Origin of the sequence: Eisenbergiella sp. OF01-20, assembly GCF_003478085.1 — a bacterium.
Classification (GTDB): Bacteria; Bacillota; Clostridia; order Lachnospirales; family Lachnospiraceae; genus Eisenbergiella.
The window spans coordinates 61,188-78,856 of sequence record NZ_QUES01000007.1; the positions used below are offsets into that span (position 1 = coordinate 61,188).

General features: G+C 51.0%; 18 protein-coding genes. 8 read left to right on the forward strand and 10 right to left on the reverse strand.

Translation table 11 applies throughout. The features are described 5' to 3' along the window. Window positions 1–144 precede the first annotated feature (144 nt). Together DXA36_RS11045 and DXA36_RS11050 are read left to right on the forward strand one after the other, a co-directional pair. Window positions 145–858: an ABC transporter ATP-binding protein gene (locus DXA36_RS11045; protein ID WP_118679095.1), complete on the forward strand. Its 714-nt coding sequence runs from the start codon at window positions 145–147 to the stop codon at window positions 856–858. After that, window positions 851–2,476: a hypothetical protein gene (locus DXA36_RS11050; protein ID WP_243114620.1), complete on the forward strand. Its 1,626-nt coding sequence runs from the start codon at window positions 851–853 to the stop codon at window positions 2,474–2,476. Before DXA36_RS11045 ends, DXA36_RS11050 begins: the two co-directional genes overlap by 8 nt. Window positions 2,477–2,480: 4 nt before the next feature. Here the strand turns inward: DXA36_RS11050 and DXA36_RS11055 are convergent, their stop codons facing one another. The 5 genes from DXA36_RS11055 to DXA36_RS11075 are packed head-to-tail and all read right to left on the reverse strand — an operon-like array spanning window position 2,481 to window position 7,146. Then, window positions 2,481–3,311, reverse strand: coding sequence for a hypothetical protein (locus tag DXA36_RS11055; RefSeq protein ID WP_118679099.1), 831 nt, complete (start codon window positions 3,309–3,311; stop codon window positions 2,481–2,483). Continuing rightward, window positions 3,308–4,717, reverse strand: a complete 1,410-nt coding sequence (locus DXA36_RS11060; protein WP_118679101.1) for a sensor histidine kinase — start codon at window positions 4,715–4,717, stop codon at window positions 3,308–3,310. The genes DXA36_RS11055 and DXA36_RS11060 overlap by 4 nt, the downstream gene beginning before the upstream one ends. Next, window positions 4,717–5,373 carry a response regulator transcription factor gene (locus DXA36_RS11065; protein ID WP_118679103.1) on the reverse strand — a complete coding sequence of 219 codons (657 nt, stop codon included), beginning with the start codon at window positions 5,371–5,373 and terminating at the stop codon, window positions 4,717–4,719. The genes DXA36_RS11060 and DXA36_RS11065 overlap by 1 nt, the downstream gene beginning before the upstream one ends. Window positions 5,374–5,392: 19 nt before the next feature. Beyond that, window positions 5,393–6,517 (reverse strand): VCBS repeat-containing protein, encoded by a 1,125-nt coding sequence (locus tag DXA36_RS11070; protein ID WP_243114621.1) that lies wholly within the window; start codon window positions 6,515–6,517, stop codon window positions 5,393–5,395. Further along, window positions 6,514–7,146, reverse strand: a complete 633-nt coding sequence (locus tag DXA36_RS11075) for a hypothetical protein (protein WP_118679105.1) — start codon at window positions 7,144–7,146, stop codon at window positions 6,514–6,516. Before DXA36_RS11075 ends, DXA36_RS11070 begins: the two co-directional genes overlap by 4 nt. Window positions 7,147–7,474: 328 nt before the next feature. Between DXA36_RS11075 and DXA36_RS11080 the strand changes: the two genes are divergently transcribed. Then, complete coding sequence (locus DXA36_RS11080) at window positions 7,475–8,482, forward strand: linear amide C-N hydrolase (RefSeq protein WP_118679107.1); 1,008 nt, start codon at window positions 7,475–7,477, stop codon at window positions 8,480–8,482. 59 nt (window positions 8,483–8,541) lie between these two features. On the opposite strand, the gene DXA36_RS11085 is transcribed toward DXA36_RS11080, so the two are convergent. Beyond that, complete coding sequence (locus DXA36_RS11085) at window positions 8,542–8,988, reverse strand: MarR family winged helix-turn-helix transcriptional regulator (protein WP_118679109.1); 447 nt, start codon at window positions 8,986–8,988, stop codon at window positions 8,542–8,544. Between the two features lie 158 nt (window positions 8,989–9,146). Between DXA36_RS11085 and DXA36_RS11090 the strand changes: the two genes are divergently transcribed. Next, on the forward strand, window positions 9,147–10,835 hold the full coding sequence (locus DXA36_RS11090) for an FUSC family protein (RefSeq protein WP_118679111.1): 1,689 nt from the start codon (window positions 9,147–9,149) through the stop codon (window positions 10,833–10,835). Between the two features lie 115 nt (window positions 10,836–10,950). Next, window positions 10,951–11,049 (forward strand): Fic family protein, encoded by a 99-nt coding sequence (locus DXA36_RS34000; RefSeq protein ID WP_330425014.1) that lies wholly within the window; start codon window positions 10,951–10,953, stop codon window positions 11,047–11,049. Here DXA36_RS34000 and DXA36_RS11100 read toward each other — a convergent pair. Then, entirely contained in the window at window positions 11,043–11,840 is a 798-nt protein-coding gene (locus DXA36_RS11100; protein ID WP_118679113.1) for a protein-ADP-ribose hydrolase, read from the reverse strand. The genes DXA36_RS34000 and DXA36_RS11100 overlap by 7 nt on opposite strands. A 24-nt stretch (window positions 11,841–11,864) precedes the next feature. Then, window positions 11,865–12,719 carry an SIR2 family NAD-dependent protein deacylase gene (locus DXA36_RS11105; RefSeq protein ID WP_118679115.1) on the reverse strand — a complete coding sequence of 285 codons (855 nt, stop codon included), beginning with the start codon at window positions 12,717–12,719 and terminating at the stop codon, window positions 11,865–11,867. Between the two features lie 124 nt (window positions 12,720–12,843). Here DXA36_RS11105 and DXA36_RS11110 point away from each other — a divergent pair, with 124 nt between their 5' ends. Further along, window positions 12,844–13,197, forward strand: a complete 354-nt coding sequence (locus DXA36_RS11110; protein WP_118679117.1) for a winged helix-turn-helix transcriptional regulator — start codon at window positions 12,844–12,846, stop codon at window positions 13,195–13,197. Between the two features lie 195 nt (window positions 13,198–13,392). Next, window positions 13,393–14,478 carry an MCP four helix bundle domain-containing protein gene (locus tag DXA36_RS11115; RefSeq protein WP_118679119.1) on the forward strand — a complete coding sequence of 362 codons (1,086 nt, stop codon included), beginning with the start codon at window positions 13,393–13,395 and terminating at the stop codon, window positions 14,476–14,478. 7 nt (window positions 14,479–14,485) lie between these two features. Here DXA36_RS11115 and DXA36_RS11120 read toward each other — a convergent pair whose 3' ends face one another. Beyond that, the gene (locus tag DXA36_RS11120; protein WP_118679310.1) at window positions 14,486–15,370 is read right to left on the reverse strand and encodes an AraC family transcriptional regulator; all 885 of its coding nucleotides are present in this window, start codon (window positions 15,368–15,370) and stop codon (window positions 14,486–14,488) included. A gap of 141 nt (window positions 15,371–15,511) precedes the next feature. Between DXA36_RS11120 and DXA36_RS11125 the strand changes: the two genes are divergently transcribed. Further along, entirely contained in the window at window positions 15,512–17,014 is a 1,503-nt protein-coding gene (locus DXA36_RS11125) for an L-fucose/L-arabinose isomerase family protein (protein WP_118679121.1), read from the forward strand. A gap of 202 nt (window positions 17,015–17,216) precedes the next feature. Here the strand turns inward: DXA36_RS11125 and DXA36_RS11130 are convergent, their stop codons facing one another. Continuing rightward, a complete protein-coding gene (locus DXA36_RS11130; protein ID WP_118679123.1) occupies window positions 17,217–17,597 on the reverse strand; it encodes a helix-turn-helix domain-containing protein in 381 nt (126 codons plus the stop codon). Window positions 17,598–17,669 lie beyond the last annotated feature (72 nt).

Consider the following 17,669-nt stretch of genomic DNA (forward strand, 5'->3'; position numbering starts at 1 on the left):
GACGCTGCCCGACCGTACAAGCTCTTATACCAGGCTGCTTTACAGCGTAATACATCATAACAGGAAATACAGGCATAGTCCGCCCCTTTACCAGGATGCGGGCTGTGCCTGTTTGTTTATTTTCAAAAGAAAAGGAGATCGCAGATGATACTGCAATTGGAACACATCCAAAAAAACTATGGTTCGAAAACTGTGCTGAAGGACTGCAGTTTTTCCTTTGAAAAGGGGAAAATATATGGCCTTCTCGGAAGAAACGGGGCCGGAAAAACTACTTTGTTCAACTGTCTTACCGATGAGGTACAGGCGGACGGGGGACAGGTCTGCCTGCTGGAGGAGGACGGCGGTGTCAGCCCTCTGACACCTTCGCAGGTAGGCTATGTATTTTCCACTCCTGTTCTGCCGGATTTTTTGACCGGCTATGAGTTTATCCGGTTTTACATGGATATCCATCAGGAGAAAAAAGCGCCGGAGAAAACCATTGATGAATATTTCGATATGGTAAAGATGGAGGAACAGGACAGACATAAGCTGATAAAGGGCTATTCCCACGGCATGAAAAACAAAGTCCAGATGCTTTGTTTCCTTATCGCCCGGCCTCCCGTCATCCTGCTGGACGAACCGCTCACATCCTTTGATGTGGTGGTGGCGCTGGAAATCAAGCAGCTTTTACGGGAAATCAAGCAGGATCATATCCTTATTTTTTCCACTCATATCCTGCAGCTGGCTACGGATCTCTGCGACGAGATTGTGGTGCTCAGCGACGGCTGTCTGCAGCAGCTTGATCATTCCCTGCTTACGGAAAAGGATTTTGAAGAACGGATTGTTGAATTGTTAAAGGATGAAAATGCCCATGAATAGTATAATAAAGCAAATCATATCTTTGAGAACCACACTTTGGGTAAACAGCTTTCTGTTTTATCTGAAACGGCTCTGGATTATCGGAAAATGGATACCGGATTCTCTGTATTCCCATTATCCGTTGAAGCGTATACTGGCCTGTGCGGCTTTTCTCATACGCCAGCTTATCGATCTGGCCGGGAAGCCGCTGTACTTATTTTTCTTTGTGCTGCTGCCCATACAGATGTTAATAGCGAAGCGGCCTTCCCTGCAGGAGGATTCTTTTTCCCTGATGGTGCAGATCTTATTTTTCCTGAACTGTCTGCTGGGTGCCTTCGGGGACAGCCAGATTTTCACTGTAACCAGGGACAAAATCACGCTTATCAAATACATGCATACGGATGCGCGCAGCTATACACGGGCGGCTCTGGTTCTGAAATACGTCCCTTTTTTCCTCTGCTACCTGCCCTTTCTTATCCTTTTTTCCGGGCTTCTGGGCGGCACTGTATTACAGGGAATCTTCCTTTGGATTATGCTTGCCGCGTTCCGGATGATGGGGGAAGCCTTTCAGCTGTTTGTCTTTGACCGGACGGGAAAGGTATATAACCGGAGTATGGCTTGCAGTTGGGCGGCTATCGGAACCGGGCTTGCCGGAGGGTATCTGCTCCCCTTTCTGGGGATTTCCTTCCCCGCAGCCGCCGTCCTCCTTCATCCCGTCCTGATCGCCTGCTATCTGGCCCTGGGCGGTGCGGGCCTTTATTACATCGCTGCCGGCTACCGGGAATACGGGAAGAAGCTGCCGCGCTCCATCGACCTGAATTTTCTGCTTTCTACCATGCTGAAAACCTCCTCCGGCTCCTCTTTCAAGGAGGTGGAAATCCGGGAAAAGGATGTGGAAATTTCCTCCTCGATCAGGCCCCATTCCTCTTCCCACCAGGGCTATGCGTACTTTAATTCCCTGTTTTTTGCCAGACACAGGCGGCAGCTGATCCGTCCGGTATCCTATCGCCTTTTGATCGTAGGGGCTTTATTTGCCGCATCCATCCTCCTGCTTGTCACCAACCGGGAGGCCGCAGTAAAACTGAGCGCCAACCTGACGACACTGCTGCTGCCTTCCTTTGTCTACATCATGTATTTTCTCACCGTGGCGGACAAGGCCTGCCGCGCCATGTTCTACAACTGTGACAAGGATATGCTGCATTATTCCTTTTACCGGAGGCCGGATACCATCCTGCACAACTTCCGCATCCGCCTGCTGCATGTCTGCCTTTATGACGGCGTCATAGCGGCGGCTCTGTGCCTGGCGGCGTTCCTGTTCTGCCTGCTGGCCGGCACAAGTGTGTTCACCATGGATATGCTGCTGTTCTGCCTCACTATTTTATTGCTGTCCGTCCTTTTTACGGCACATCATCTCTGCCTGTATTATATTTTCCAGCCTTATTCGGAAAGCCTGAAAATTAAAAACCCGTTCTTTTCCACCATCAATGTGATGATGTATGTGCTCTGCTTTCTGTGTCTGGAAATCAAGGTGAAAGGGAGCGCCTTTACGCTGGGCGTGCTGGCCTTCACGGTTATGTATATCGCATTGGCGTTACTCCTGGTGTACCGGAAAGCGCCCAAAACCTTCCGCATCAAATAGAGGCTCATTTGGAAATTTTTAAAAATAATTCGTTGATTCCTTCATAAAATCCAACGGTAACCACAGTTTCCCCGTTTCCCATACCGCTGAATACATACTTGCGGAAATAGGGGGTGGATTCCATCAGGGGATTGGCCGCTTCATAGGGCCGGGGATCCGTAAGTCCCATATAGCTGCCCCATTCAGCCACGATATCGTCCGGATCCAGTTGCTCCCAATCAAGCGATGTGCGGACATAGAATTCATAAATTTTCCCGTCATCTGCATCGATATAGGCATCAATCAGACGGTTTTCCTTGTTGTAATTCTTCTGGCTGGTGGACAGGCTCATTTTCCATACCGCCACATTATTCTGGGGTTCCGGCACATCGATGGCGGAATACAGCGTGGCATCATAAGAGGCGGCGTCCACGTCCCTGACCCCATCCGGCAGGATAGCCAGGCTTTTCAGCATATCCAGCCCCTTGTTGCAGGCCTCGTAGATTTCCTCGCTGGTGATTTCCTTTCCGGAAGGTCCTCTGTGGTTCACCACAAAGGCATAGGTCCCTTCCAGATCCGTATAATCCAACTCTTCCGCCTCTTTCCTGGTCAGGGCGTTCTGTTCACTCTCCGGAAGGTTCTGGCTGTTCAGGCACCGGGACAGGATATAAAGCTTTTCGTTGCTGTTCAATGTATACCGGTAGCCCTCCGATGCGGATTCCACCGCCTGTGCATGAGTTTCATCCAGTATCGCCCGATCCTTGTATTTGGCCAGGGCTTCCGGCCCCCATATGGAAAACGCCATAATCAGTACCACAAACAGCAGGAAGGACAGGTTCCTTACTTTCTTTTTCATTCCTCTTCTCCTCTATCCGGCAGGACAAAGCTGATGCAGGAGCCTTTTCCCGGTGAACTTTCTATCTCCAGTTTACTGCCGTGCAAAAGCAGTATCTGGGTACACAGCGCCAGCCCCAGGCCCGCTCCGTTTTTGCTCCGGGAACGGGACTTGTCCACCATATAAAAAGCTTTGATGATATTCTTCTGCTCTTGTGCAGGGATCCCCACTCCCTGGTCCTTCACCGAAAACCGGTAGCCGCCTTTCACACGGACGCCGGTTACCGCAACAGGGCTTCCGGGTTCGGAGGCCTTGCAGGCATTATCCAGCAGATTAACCAGAACGGATTTGATAAGGTTGGCTTCCGCCCGCACCATTCCCGGCTCATAGGAGAAATGGAACGCCATGTCCCTGTTGGAAACAAACATATCATCCAGATAGGTGAACAGCACTTCAGCGGATACCGTCTGGAATTCCACCTTCTCCCTTCTGGTCACAATAATTTCCAGAAGGCGCAGGGACATGGCCTCCAGACGTTTTCCTTCCGTATAGATATAGTTGGCGGACAGGAAACTCTTTTCCTCATCCAGCTTCCGGGAACGCAGCATGTCCGCATAACCGATGATGGCAGTCAGAGGGGTTTTCAATTCATGGGCAAAGGCGGCCACAAAATCCTCCCTTGCCTGGATTTCTTCCTCCAGCTTGTTGATATTCTCCTCCAGCACGTTGGCCATCTGGTTAAAATCCATGGTCAGCTGCCCCAGCTCATCGTTGCTCACCTGCCTTGCCCGGTAGCCGTATTCCCCCGCCGACATCCGCTTGGTGGCTTTTGTGAGCAGACGGATAGGCTTGCTGAGGAAGGAGGCGATGAGATGCATGATCACGGTACCCAGAATCAGCATGATCACCGTTACCCTGCGGTAAACGGAAAAGCCCAGTGCCCTCTCCCGGAACACCTCCGACACATCCTTCATAGTCTCCAGATACAGAATCCGGTCCAGGGCGTTCACCGTCATGCCCGTCTGGATAAAGTACCGATCCTCTCTGCGCATCACCCGGTAGGTCCTGGTCGTTTCATCCGTCTGCTCCAGAAGCCCGTCTCCGGCATCAAAGCCGCTGCTGATATACAGCACGTTCTTCTGCTCGTCGGAAACCCGGAGCATACGGCTGGTATCATGCCCCCCTGTCTCCAGGTTGGAGGCGATCTGTTCCACCGTATGATCCTGCAGCACGTCATACTTGGCAGGCACGTTCAGTGCCGCCGTTTCAAAAGCAAAGCGCAGGATGCTGCTTTCATCCAGGGCCTGCTTTATCTCCCTGTCCAGGGAGGTCTCAAACACATAGTTCACAAAATAAAATCCGCTGAATCCGAATGCCAGCGCCATGACAATCATCGTACACAGCAGCAGCTTTAAGGAAAATTTCATTACGATACCTCTAAGCGGTAGCCTACCTTATATACCGCCACCAGACTGTGTTCCCATCCCAGTTTCCTGCGCAGGCGCTGCACATGGAGATCCAGGGTGCGGCTGTCGCCGAAGTACTCCCCCTCCCACACCTTTTCATACAGCGTTTCCCGGAACAGGGCCACGTTTTTATTCCGGATAAAAAGCACAAGCAGGCCGAATTCCTTATTGGTCAGCTCCACCGGTTTCCCTGCCTTTGTCACCCGGTGCGCCTCCACATCCACGGACACATCCCCGGCGGTCAGAATCTGCTCCGTTTTGTTATACCGCCGCAGCACCGCCTCCACTCTGGCCACCAGCTCCACCACATCAAATGGCTTCACCAGATAATCATCCGCCCCAAGCTTCAGACCCTTCACCCGATCCCGCACCTCATGCTTCGCCGTAATAAAAATAACCGGAATCCCCATGGGCCGTATGTATTCCATGATGTCGTAGCCGTCCGCCCCCGGCAGCATGATATCCAGCAGGATCAAGTCAAAAGGGTCGCTTTCTATGATATTTAATGCCTCCAGGCCGTCCTGCACGGTCCTGCACTGATAGCCGGAGGCGGACAGATTCAGATCGATCAAATCACATATCGGCTTCTCGTCATCCACTACAAGTATCTTAATCATATGCGGTTAAAAACTCCTTTCACGCACTCCATCCCCAGAAGGCCCTGGCCTTCTGAACCAGCCCCTCCATCGTATCCTCTTCGACGCTCTGATAGAGCTTTTTGAATTCCGTGTCGGCATAAAAGCCTCCGGTCCTCTGGTAATAAATATCATAATCACTGGTGATAACCAGCTCATTGTTATCATCCTCATAGCTGTATCGGGCCAGTACCACAATATCCTTCAGACCGTCCCCGTCAATATCCCTGCAGGTGATTCCCTTGAGGGCATAGAGGTTATCATAATCCCGCATGGGCTGGAAGCTCCAAACAATATACCCCTGCTCGTTCACCAGATAGATCATGAACACGTCATAGTCCGCCATGCTGTAGATCCCGGGAACCACCCGCAGCCTTCCCATCTTCTCAAAATCCCTCCAGTAACACAGCTCGTTAAAGATCTCGAATCCCTGCCGCAGAAGTTCGTCCTGGGTCGTGGCTGTATACAGGAATTCCACCGAGTTCCCGTCCCGTACGAAGGAGGTGACAAACCGGATACTCTTGTTCATGCTGAACCGGTTAATCTTATCGGAGAGCCTCCAGTCCCGGTAAAAGCCCTGATCCTTCCGGAACAAAACCTCCCCCACCTTATAGGTATCCCGGAAGAACGCTTCCTTTTCATTTTTACAGGTTGTGATCAGCACGATATCCGTAAGCCCGTCGCCGTCCACATCCTGAAAGGAAACCGCCGCAATGCCCTGGTTCGGCTGCCGCAGCTCTCCTTTGTTCCGGTTATTGGATTCCAGCTGATCCGTCTTATACACAATTTTCTCATCCGCATCCGCCAGAAAAATAGCCATGCGGTTGTACTTGGCATCCAGCGCCGGAATAAACAAAATTTCCCCGTAAGTCTCCAGCGTCACAGGGAAAACCTGGGAACCGATTATATTAAAATCCTGCCCCGGAATATCGGAAACCTGCCCAATCGCATCAAACCGCTGCCGGTATTCCTCATATTGAAGCTGCAGTTCCTCCGCATTTTCCCCTGATGCCGCTTCCACCGAACCGGGACAGCCTTTTCCCCAAAAACCCGTCTCCAGGAAAAAGAAAGCCGCCAGCATAAGCACGCCTGTCTGAAACAGGCGCCGCCCTGTCTTTTTTTTCAATCCTCGTCACCAGCCTCCCTCTCCTGAGCCGCCTTCCGGATCAACCGCTCAATCCCATCCTCCGGATAGGATAAAAGACGGCCGAATTCCTGCGCCAGCTCATAGCTTTTCTGCTTCGTATATCCCCCGTTTCCAAGCAGGGTACGCTGTTCTTCCTTTAATGCAAGATACGCATCAAGCACCTTATCCTCCGCAAAAAACAGAAAATTATAGGTTCCCTTATTCAGCCTTTCCGGAAACAAATCCGTCAGAAACGCCTCATCCTCCGCATAGAAGCTTATCCCATATTTCCTGCAAAGCCCCCTGACCTCCTCCAGATAAGAGTCCCTCTCCTCCCTGGTGCCAAAGGGGTGGCTCATAGCCAGCCCTTTCACTCCCGCGCCGACCATTTCACAGAAACAATCCATAACCCCCAGATTGTATGAATACGGATCCACAGCCCTTACGCGCTCCGTCTCCTCCTCAAAAGGTTCATACTCCTCCTCATCCAGGGACAGCGGAATCCCCGTTTTACTGCTCACATTCACCCCGCCATACCAGGTGCTCTCCACTTCAAAAACATCCCCTACCTGATATTCCGCAGAAAACTCATCCTTTTTCCTGACTACCCGAATCATCCTCTTATCCATATTCCAATCGAATCTCCTTGCCTTATTTCCAGAGTAAACTCCATAACGGTCGCTTTCTTTTTCTATTCTAGCACCAAACCCCACCGGCAGGCAATTGCTTTTCCCATCTATGAAGCGGGCATTGAACGGTATCGCTACTGTTCACTCAGTACTGTGCATTTACTGCACAGTACGTGAGAAAGTGATTCAAGAGTGCATAAATCCCATCACCGTAGGCGATTTTAAATGGATTTATGCATGTTACTGGTCACGAAGTGAGCAGTAACACGGTATCACCCACCATCTCCACGAATATACATAACCATAACCACATAGCAGGAGGTTTATTATGTGTACTGCAATGACCATGCAGACTACCCAGGGCGAAATATATCTGGGGCGTACCATGGACTTTTCGTATCCGCTGGATCCCAGCCTTTACTTTGTACCGAAGGGATACCGGTGGAACAATCTGGCAAACACCCACACCGTGCGCAATCAATACAGCTTTATGGCAATCGGCCAGGATATCTCCCCTGTCCTTTTTGCAGACGGCGTAAATGAAAAAGGCTTCGGGGCCGCTGTTTTATATTTTCCCGGCTTTGCCGCCTATGATCCCCTTCCGTCACGGGAAGATATGAGGCCGCCGGTTGCCGCCACCGAGCTTCTGCATTTTCTCCTGGGCCAGTGCGCCAGCGTGGAAGAGGCAGATACCCTGCTCTCCACCATCCGGATCGTAGGCATGGAGGATTCCATTACCGGTACCGTAGCGCCCCTCCACTGGATCCTGGCAGATAAAAGCGGTAAATGTGCGGCCGTTGAAAAGACGGAAGAAGGGCTGTTTGTCATGAATAACCGCATAGGTATCCTTACCAACAGCCCCGGCTTTGCCTGGCATATGACAAATCTGAGAAATTACAGCAACCTTTCCCCCTGGCAGATGCAGGATAAGGAATGGTCGGGTGTCCATCTGCCCCCCTTCGGCCAGGGTTCCGGCGGCCTCGGCCTGCCGGGAGATTACGCGCCGCCGTCCCGCTTTGTCAGGGCAGCTTTCCAAAAAAGCCACGCTACCCAGCCTAACACCCCGGAAGAAGCCGTTATTACGGGTTTTCATCTTCTGGATAGTGTCAGCATCCCCAAAGGGGTGGTCATGACGGACCGGAATACCGCTGATTTTACCCAATACACCGCTTTTATCAACCTGTCCGCCCAGGAATACTTTTTTACCACCTATAACAACAGTCCGATCACCCGGGCCGTCCTGCCGCGGGGGCAGGAGCAGGAGCCTGCAATCCGCTCACTTGGAAGGCTTATCAGGCCGGTTTCCTTCGCTCCGTTCCCGGAACAGCCCTCCTGAAGCATCCTGTCAGCCATCCCTGCTGAGGGCCGTTTCCCCTACGCTCTCAGCAGGGCTTCTTATTTTAATTTGGGCAGTATTTCCCCCAGAATCCCCACAGCCTTGTTCAGCTCGCCGATTTCCTCCTCCGTCAGCTGCTCTTCCAGATCCCGGATAAACGCCCGGTTTTTGGTATAATACGTATCCAGATAAGCCGCCGCCGCGTTTGTCAGCCGGATGCATATGGCCCGGCGGTCCCCCTCATGCCGGATCCGCTCCACAAACCCGCATTCACACAGCTTGTCAACAAGCCCGGTCACCTGCTGCTTGGGAACTTTCAGCTCATGGGCCAGCTCCGTCATGGTCGCCATCCCTCTCATTCGGATAGTCTGCAGGCAATAATAGGTTTCCAGACTCATCTCTGTGTTCAGCTTTTCTTTAAATGGCTTCACCAGCCTGGAATGCCAGTCCGGCATTACCTGCAGAAGCCTGCGGACAAAAATTTCCGCACTGTTCTCCGATTTCATTCTTGTGCTCTCCGTTGACAAAAAATACCTGAAGTGGTATTCTAATAAATTAGTACACAATATATGACTATCATCAATTCATGATTGTCTCTTCCGATTATACAGGAATCTTTATTTCTGTCAATCCTCATCAGTTTCCATAAGAAAGGCGGTAATCTATGCGCAGCAAACTAAAGATCCCGGAGAAGGTAAAGGCTGGTTTTGTTTCCAATACGCTGAACTTTCTCTTCATTATTACATACGTTAACTTTTTCAGTTTCCTATTCGGCCCGGAAAACACAATTGTGGGAGTTATTTTTACCATAATGATGTCCGCATCCATGGTACGTGACCTGACGGCCACTCCGCTGAGGCATCTGTTTGTACAGTCCCTAGTCCTGGTGTGGATGGCACTGGCGGCCTTCTGGGTTACCACCCTCCCTGCGCCTTTGTCATTTATCATTCATTTTATCACACTCCTGCTGATCTTGTATGCATTTACTTATGAATATTCCAGCCATATGTATTTTCCTTATATCTTATCCTATCTGTTTCTGATTTTCATCACTCCGGTAAGTGCGGAACAGCTTCCGCGAAGGATATGGGGCATGCTGTTCGGAGCGGCGTCTATCCTGCTGTACCAGTGGTTTATGGGAAGAAACCGGGTGGCAGATACCGCAAGGGACGTGTTATGTGAAATGATAGATGAAATCAGGAATACGGTTGCATCCCTGCTTGAGGAGAACCAACAGCCGTCCCGGCTCCCGGGCTTACGCAGCAAGCTGTATCTTCTGAGCAGAACGGTCTACGACCGGAGGAAAAAAGTACTCTGTATCTCTGATGCCGGCTTTTCCATGCTGGAAGCGGGACGCGGGCTGGAGCACCTGCTCGGCCTCCTTCATGCGCTTCCGGGAAAACTGTCCGGGGAGGAAAAGGCGTATCTTACCGTCCTCCTGGCACAGCTGGAAAAGTACCAGGCCTTCCTCCGCCAGGAAACACAGGTGCTGGAGGCGCCCGTCTGCCCCGTTTTTTCGGAGGAAGAGGGAAAAAGGGCACAGCCCCTTTTTACCTGCCTGACGGATCTTTACAACCGTCTTCTTCACATGACGGATCCGCAGAAAAAGGGGCGTTACCGCAGAACGCTCCTTTCCCTCAAATACCAGCTGATGACGGCGCTTGACGCCAGCCCCGTACGGATTATCTATGCCCTGCGCACCGCCCTGCTTCTGGCATGCGCCACTCTGCTTGTACAGCAGCTGGCACTTCCTCATGGGAAATGGCTGTTATTCACATTGGCGTCCCTGTCCCTTCCCTATGCGGACGATGTCCCCGGAAAAATGAAGAAGCGTATCTGCGCCACCCTCATCGGCGGCCTGGCTTCCGTCCTCCTATATTCTCTGATTCCATCCTCCGCAGGCCGAACAGCCGTCATGATGCTCTCCGGTTACCTCTCTTTTTATTTTACGGATTATACGGAAACCTTCGCCTGCTCCACGGTGGGCGCTCTTGGGGGAGCCGTTTTCATGAGTGCTTTCCAGTTTACCGATGTAGCCGGTATCTTTCTTATCCGTATCGGCTACATCCTGGCAGGCGCAGCAGCAGCATGGGTTATCAACTGTCTGGTCCTTCCCTACCGCCGCGCAAAAGCCACCGGGCAGCTCTGGAAAAAATATAAAACCATCACGGCCCTTCTGGCAAAAACAAACGGGCCGGATCCCAAAGACCCCCAGCTTTATTATAATCTGATAATCCAGTCCTATCTGGTGGAGGATAAGCTCACCGAAAACGGTGAATTGGAAAAATGGGAGGAGCTGCCGCAGCTGATGGGCCAGTACCGCAAACAGCTGTATCAGTTTAACAGATCCTGATAAAGATACCGATTGGTGATCTTTCATATATAAAACAGATAGCAGTACAGAAATTTCCGAGTGCTACTAAAGAATATTAACTATAATACAGGGCAAGTCACGATAAAAGAGTTACTTGCTAAAGCCTCTATTAGAAAGTGGTCAATTACAAATGACTATTCCCGATAAGCCTAACAGCAGACTGCAAAAATATATTGCCTTTCAATTTCAATAATGCAGTCTCCTGTTTTCCAATAACCGGCTGTAAATCAGCAGATCTTCATCGGTATAAACATCGAAGATCACCTGCCGCAGGGACTGGTTTTTGTCTAAAAATTGCATAACTGTTTCTATGGCTATTTCCGCCGCCTTCTTCTGTGGGAAATGGAACACTCCCGTTGATATACAGCAAAAAGCAAGGGATTGAACCCCTTTTGCAGCAGCTAATTCCAAACAGGAACGATAGCAGCTTGCCAATAACGCACAGTCTTTGTTTTGGAGCTTTCCTGATATGATTGGCCCTACCGTATGAATTACATATCTGCAGGGCAGATTATAGCCCGGTGTAATTTTAGCCGTTCCTGTTCTTTCCCGGTGCCCCTGCGCCAGCATAATTTCATTGCATTTTATCCGGAGCTGGACGCCTGAAAACGAATGGATGATGTTGTCAATACAGGAATGGCATGGTTGAAAGCACCCCAGCAGGGCGCTGTTTGCCGCATTTACAACAGCATCACATTTCAGCGTGGTGATATCTCCCTGCCAAAGGAAAACCCTGTCATTCCCCGCTGATGCTTTGAGGCTTCGGGCATCCGTAATCCCCCGTTCCCTTACCCGTTCTGACAGATATGCGTCCTGTACTTCCAGGAACTCCGGAGAAGCAGGATACGGGGGACGGACATTTAACAGCGTCCGCAAAAGCTTTTGCTGGCCGCTGTCCTCATCCGGTATTCTTATCCTCTTATATTCCGGCAGTTCTTCTGTCAGCGCATGTATCAGGTAAATGCGCCTTTCTCTTTGATTCATCCTTTCTCCTCCTTTCCCGGCAGGTTATCCGCATGAAAGCACCGTCCCGATATCACCGTTGATACAGAGGGAACGTTCTTCGATTTCAGCGGGGGCTATGGCTTCTCCCAGATTAATACAGGCATAGCGCGCCCCGGGGTTCTGCCAGGTCATCTGCCAGAAGGGATACTTGATGATTCCCGGGGTATTCATCCCCACTCCAAGCTCCAGGAACAGTATCCGTTTCCCGCTGTTCTGCCGGATAAAGGCCTCATACCGTTCCGCCGCCTGATGCCACTTCCTGTCCTCCACGAAAAAACGGTCACACCGCAGATTGACCTCCATATTCCCGCCGCAGACCGGACATTTGGGAACCAGTTCCGAAGGAATACGGCAGTTTTTCTGTTTTTCCAGCATGGCCCTGACCTGCGGTTCATTGTCATACAGCCTGCTGTGGCATGCCCTTTTGCACTGGAACAGGCCATAGTCTCCCTGTATGGCGAAAATACGGGATTCCTCAAATCCGGCCAGCCAGAACTGGTGATCTACGTTTGTGGTGAGTACAAAGTAGTTTTTCTTCTTTACAAGTGCCAGCAGTTGTGTATATACCGCCCCGGCAGGCTGGTCATAACGGTTATAATAGATATGGCGGCTCCAGTAAGCCCATTTTTCCTCCTGGTGCTCAAACGGATAAAAACCGGCGGAATACATGTCCGTCATGCCGTATTTTGCAATGAATTCCGGGAAGAGGGCAAAGAAACGGGGGCCTGAATAGGCCAGCCCCGCGGCTGCGGAAAGCCCGCTTCCCGCACCGATGACGACCGCCTCCGCCTGACCCAGCCACCGGTACAGCTTTTTTACCGCAGTTTCGTTTTGTTCCTGTACTGTTTTTCCTGTCATATGTCACCTCCCGGCTCATGCCGCCGTTCTTCCGGGGCTTGCCTTTCGCCCTCCGCCACTATATAATAAAACCGTACCGCCTACATATATGATACATCCACACAGATACCAGGGAGGCACCCGCATGGAAAATGAGAAAAAGATACCAGAATGTCCTGTAGAAATGACCTTACAGCTGATCGGAGATAAATGGAAGGTACTTATCATACGCGACCTGCTCTCCGGCACCAAACGCTTTAATGAGCTGATGCGGTCCGTTACCGGTATCACCCAGAAGGTGCTCACCAGCCATCTGCGTTCCATGGAGGCCGCAGGCCTGCTCACACGCAAGGTGTACCCGGAGGTTCCTCCCAGGGTGGAATATACCCTTACGGAAACCGGCCTCAGCCTGAAGCCCATCCTGGATTCCATGGTGGACTGGGGAACGCAATATAAAAATACGATTGCCTCCGGCCTTCCTTTTCAAAACCAAACATAAAAGAGCGGCATTTCACCTTCCCGTCCCGTTCCTTATACCGAATTATAGAACTTTCAGGAGCGGTGCGCAAGAACGCACCGGAAAGTGGCATGCATACCGGCAGGTGCCATAGGCACCGGAAGGTAACCTGTTCCCCTTTTTTTAATAAAATATGTATCACTTAAGTAATCCTTTATAATCGCAGAGAGGGTACCAATGAAAAATTTAAAAGTACGCCAGAAGCTTATCCTTTCCTTCGGGATCGTTTTCGCACTGTTCTTTCTTTCCATCCTGTCCGGTTTAATCAGCTTAAATCATGTAAAAACAGAACTCATGAAGTTTTATGAGCATCCCTACCGTGTTTCCAAAGCGGTCAGCATTGCTTCCACCAATCTGGAAGGCCTTCAGAAAAATATTTTCCGGGCGATTTCCTCCGGCAGTGATACCGTCATGGATGAGGCCCTGGCTGCCATGGACGATAACTATGCAATGATAAGCAGTCAGCTTCCCATCATTAAGGACAATTTTCTGGGGGAAGAGGAATGGCTCACGGAAATGTCCTATGCGCTGCGGGAACTCACTCCGCACCGGGAACATGTCCTGGAACTGCTTCAGGCCGGAAAAAAAGCGGAAGCGGGCACTTATATGGAAAACAACTATCTTCCCGCTGTCGAAAAGGTGAATGTGGCTCTGGAGAAAATTACGGCTGCATCCAACAACAACGGAACGGAATTGATGGCCAGCACCACAAATGCCCATATGATAACCACCGTGCTCCTGATAGCCATGTGCCTTATCTCCTTCGCGGTCAGTATTGGCATGTGCATCTATATCACGAATGCCATCACCCGGCCGGTACGGGAAATCGAAGCCGCGGCCAACAGTATGGCCGAAGGCCGTCTGGATATTTCCCTCGCCTATGAAAGCGCGGATGAACTGGGGCATATGACCGCCGCCATGAATACCATGAGCCGGAATATGAATGAAATCATCGCCGATATCGGCCTGATTTTAAGTGAATTATCCAAGGGCAATTTTCACATCACATCCGGGTGTCTGCAGCATTACAAGGGGAACTACGAACCCATTTTGCTTTCCATGCGTTTAATCCGGGACAATCTGAACGATACCCTGGCACAGATCAGCGGCTCCGCGGAACAGGTTGCAAACGGCAGCGAGCAATTATCCAACAACGCCCAGGCACTCTCCCAGGGAGCCGCGGAACAGGCCGCTTCCATTGAAGAGCTGTCCGCCCAGGCCATGATGCTGAACGGGCTTGCGGGGCAGTTCCATCTGCTGTAGCCGGCATTTACAGCTGCATTCTCCATTCCTTCCTGAACTTCGCCGGCGTCAGATGCTCCCTTTCCTTAAAAAGGCTGATAAAATGGGAGGTCTGGTTCACCCCGCAGGCATAGGCGATCTCCGTGACGGAAAGGTCCGAATATTTCAGAAGCTCCTTGGCGTAGGACAGGCGCAGCCCTATCTGGTATTCATGGGGAGTAACCCCCACATAACGGCTGAATTCCTTAATCAGGTAAAACTTATCCATATGCAGCATGTCCGCAAGCTCCTGAAGCATTACCTTTTCCCGGAAATGCTGTTCCAGGTATTTTTCCGCGGCCCTGACACAGGCAGGAATGAGAACGGCCTGCCTGCTTTCCGTGGTATTCTGGACGATCAATTCCGTCAGCAGCGTACCTATCAGCCCTCCTGTGCGCACCTCTGTAGTCAGTTCTCGCTTCCGGTTCCTTTCTATAATCTCCCTGAACAGCCCTTCCACCAGTTCTTTCTGCCGGATGACCAGAATCCGAAAACCGTTTTTGACAAATTCCTCATAATAGCCCCGTGCCTTTTCCCCGTTAAAATGAAGCCACAGAAATTCCCACTTCTTCCCTTTCACCGTATGATATTCATGGTGCTTCATGCAATGGATAAACAGACAGGAACCTTCTGTAAGCCCGTACTCCTTCTCCTCATACAGCAAACGCCCTTCTCCCGACAGCGTATAGATGAGCAGAAAAGAATTCAGGTTGGCCCGTTCCGTAAAATAAGGCCACACGGTTTTGAAATATCCGGCCTCCTGCATATAGAAATACAGACTTCTTGCCGTCATGCTTGGCGTGGCAAATAACCGGACCGAATCCCCGGACCACGTAAAGGAGGCCCGTTCCAGATACTTTTCTTCCTTTTTCATCCTGTTTACCCCATATACCAATTTTCTGTTATTTCCAGCCAACTTTCTTGGATGTATCTTCTATTTTAGCAGCTTATAATACTAATAGGAAGTACATTTTTGTTACCAAAAAAATATGATTTCAACAAGGAAGGATAGCATATGGAAAAATGGAAAGCTCCCAAAAAACCACGGATCGGTCTTTATACCATGGGGCTGAAAACCTACTGGAGCCAGTTTCCCGGACTCCGGGAGCGGCTGCTTTACTACGGACAGTTTCTCGCGGATAAAATAACACAGCTGGGCGGGGAGGTCTTCTACTATGGCCTGGCCGACTGCGAAGAGGCGGGCAGGGAATGCGGGGAATATCTGAATGCCAGTAATGTCGATCTGATATTCGCCCATTCCGGCACCTATGTTAACAGCGCCTCCATTCTCCCCATTCATCAGATCTGCAAAGCGCCTGTGGTAATACTAAATCTGCAGCCCACCGCCCGGATCGCTTATGACAGGACCACCACAGGGGAATGGCTTGCGCACTGCGGCGCATGCCCGGTCCCTGAGCTGTCCAACGCGTTTCACAGAAGCGGCATCTCCTGCCGGATTATCAACGGGCTTCTCGGCCTGGATCACACCCCCGCTATCTCCCTTACCGATGAAAATACGGCACAGCGGCCGGAAGCCGTGAAGGCCTGGAAGGAAATCGGGGAGTGGGTAAAGGCGGCTGCGGTAAAGCGGGAGCTGTCCGGATGCCGGTTCGGCTTCCTGGGAAATACCTATAACGGTATGCTTGACATGTACAGTGATTTTACCATGATCCAGGCCCAGACGGGGGCACATATTGAAATCCTGGAAATGTGTGATTTAGACAGGATGCTTCAGCAGGTTACGGAGGCGGAAATCCTGGCAAAGAAACAGGAAATCCTGGACTTCTTTGTAATCAGCGAAGAAAAAGCCGCCGATCCACTGGCACAGAGGCCCACAAAGGAACAGCTGGACTGGTCTGCAAGGGTGGCCGCCGCCCAGGAAAGGCTGGTGAGGGAATACGGTCTGGATGCCCTGACCTACTACTATCACGGTTCTCCCGGCGGCGCGTATGAAAAGCTGCAAAGCGGCTTTATCGTAGGCCATTCCCTGCTGACAGCCCGGGGGATCCCCTGCGCCGGCGAAGGGGATCTGAAAACCTGCCTTGCCATGAAAATATGTGACATTTTAGGTACCGGCGGCAGCTTCTGTGAAATCGTGACGGTGGATTATGAAGACGGCACCATCCTTCTCGGCCATGACGGCCCTTTCCATCTGGCGATTGCCAAGGGAAAACCCATCCTGCGCGGCATGGGACTGTATCACGGCAAACAGGGCACCGGCGTTTCCGTGGAAGCGAAAGTGCGCACCGGCCCCATCACGAATCTGGCCTGCACGCAGACCGCAGAAGGCAGGCTCAAATTCATCCTTACGGAGGCGCTGTCCACAGACGGCCCGATCATGACCATCGGCAATACGCAGACACCGGTAAGGTTCCAAAAGGATCCGGACGCCTATATGGATGAATGGTTCGCAGAGGCTCCCACCCATCATTTTGCCATGAGTGTGGGAAAGAATGCCTCGGTACTGGAAAAGGTATCGGATATTCTGGGAATTACCTGCGTGATCCTGGATAACTAGCTTTCTTTGCTCCTCCGGGCCGGCCGGGAACAGGAATACCTTTCACCGGCCGCACATGGATTGCGGGACAAAAAACAGCAGCAGCGGTGCGGATCCCCTGGAGGGAGACTGTCCGCGCCGCTCTGCTGTTGTTTCTCACTTCTGCTGTTATTTTATTTATCCGCGCTGCCGTTACTTATTCCGCACTTCCCTGCGGAGCGCTTCAGGAATTCAGCATCAGGTTTTTCATATACAACAGAACACGTTCAATAAATTCATTTCTCTGCGTAAGGTCACAGTTGGCGAGGTAAAACTCAACATCAAACGGTGAACCGTCTCTCATACCGGTGATCAGATAATTCAGATCGATACGGTACTTCTTATTTAAGATTTCCATCTTCTTAGGATTAAGCCCATACCTGCCGTTTTCAATTTTACGGTACTGCTCCACAGACACCTGCATAGCTTCCGCAAACTGCTCCTGCGTATATTTGGTATTCGTCCGTACTTCCTTAAGCCTGCAGCCTATTTCCAGATTCAGTCTCTTTTCTTCTTCCTTACGCTGTTTCTGTTCATCGCCCTGCTGCTTATGCTCATTCCCCATGGGTATCACCTCGCATTTTCTATGACAATCATAGCAATGCATAGTTTACCCGAACAGGGCGTAATGCATACC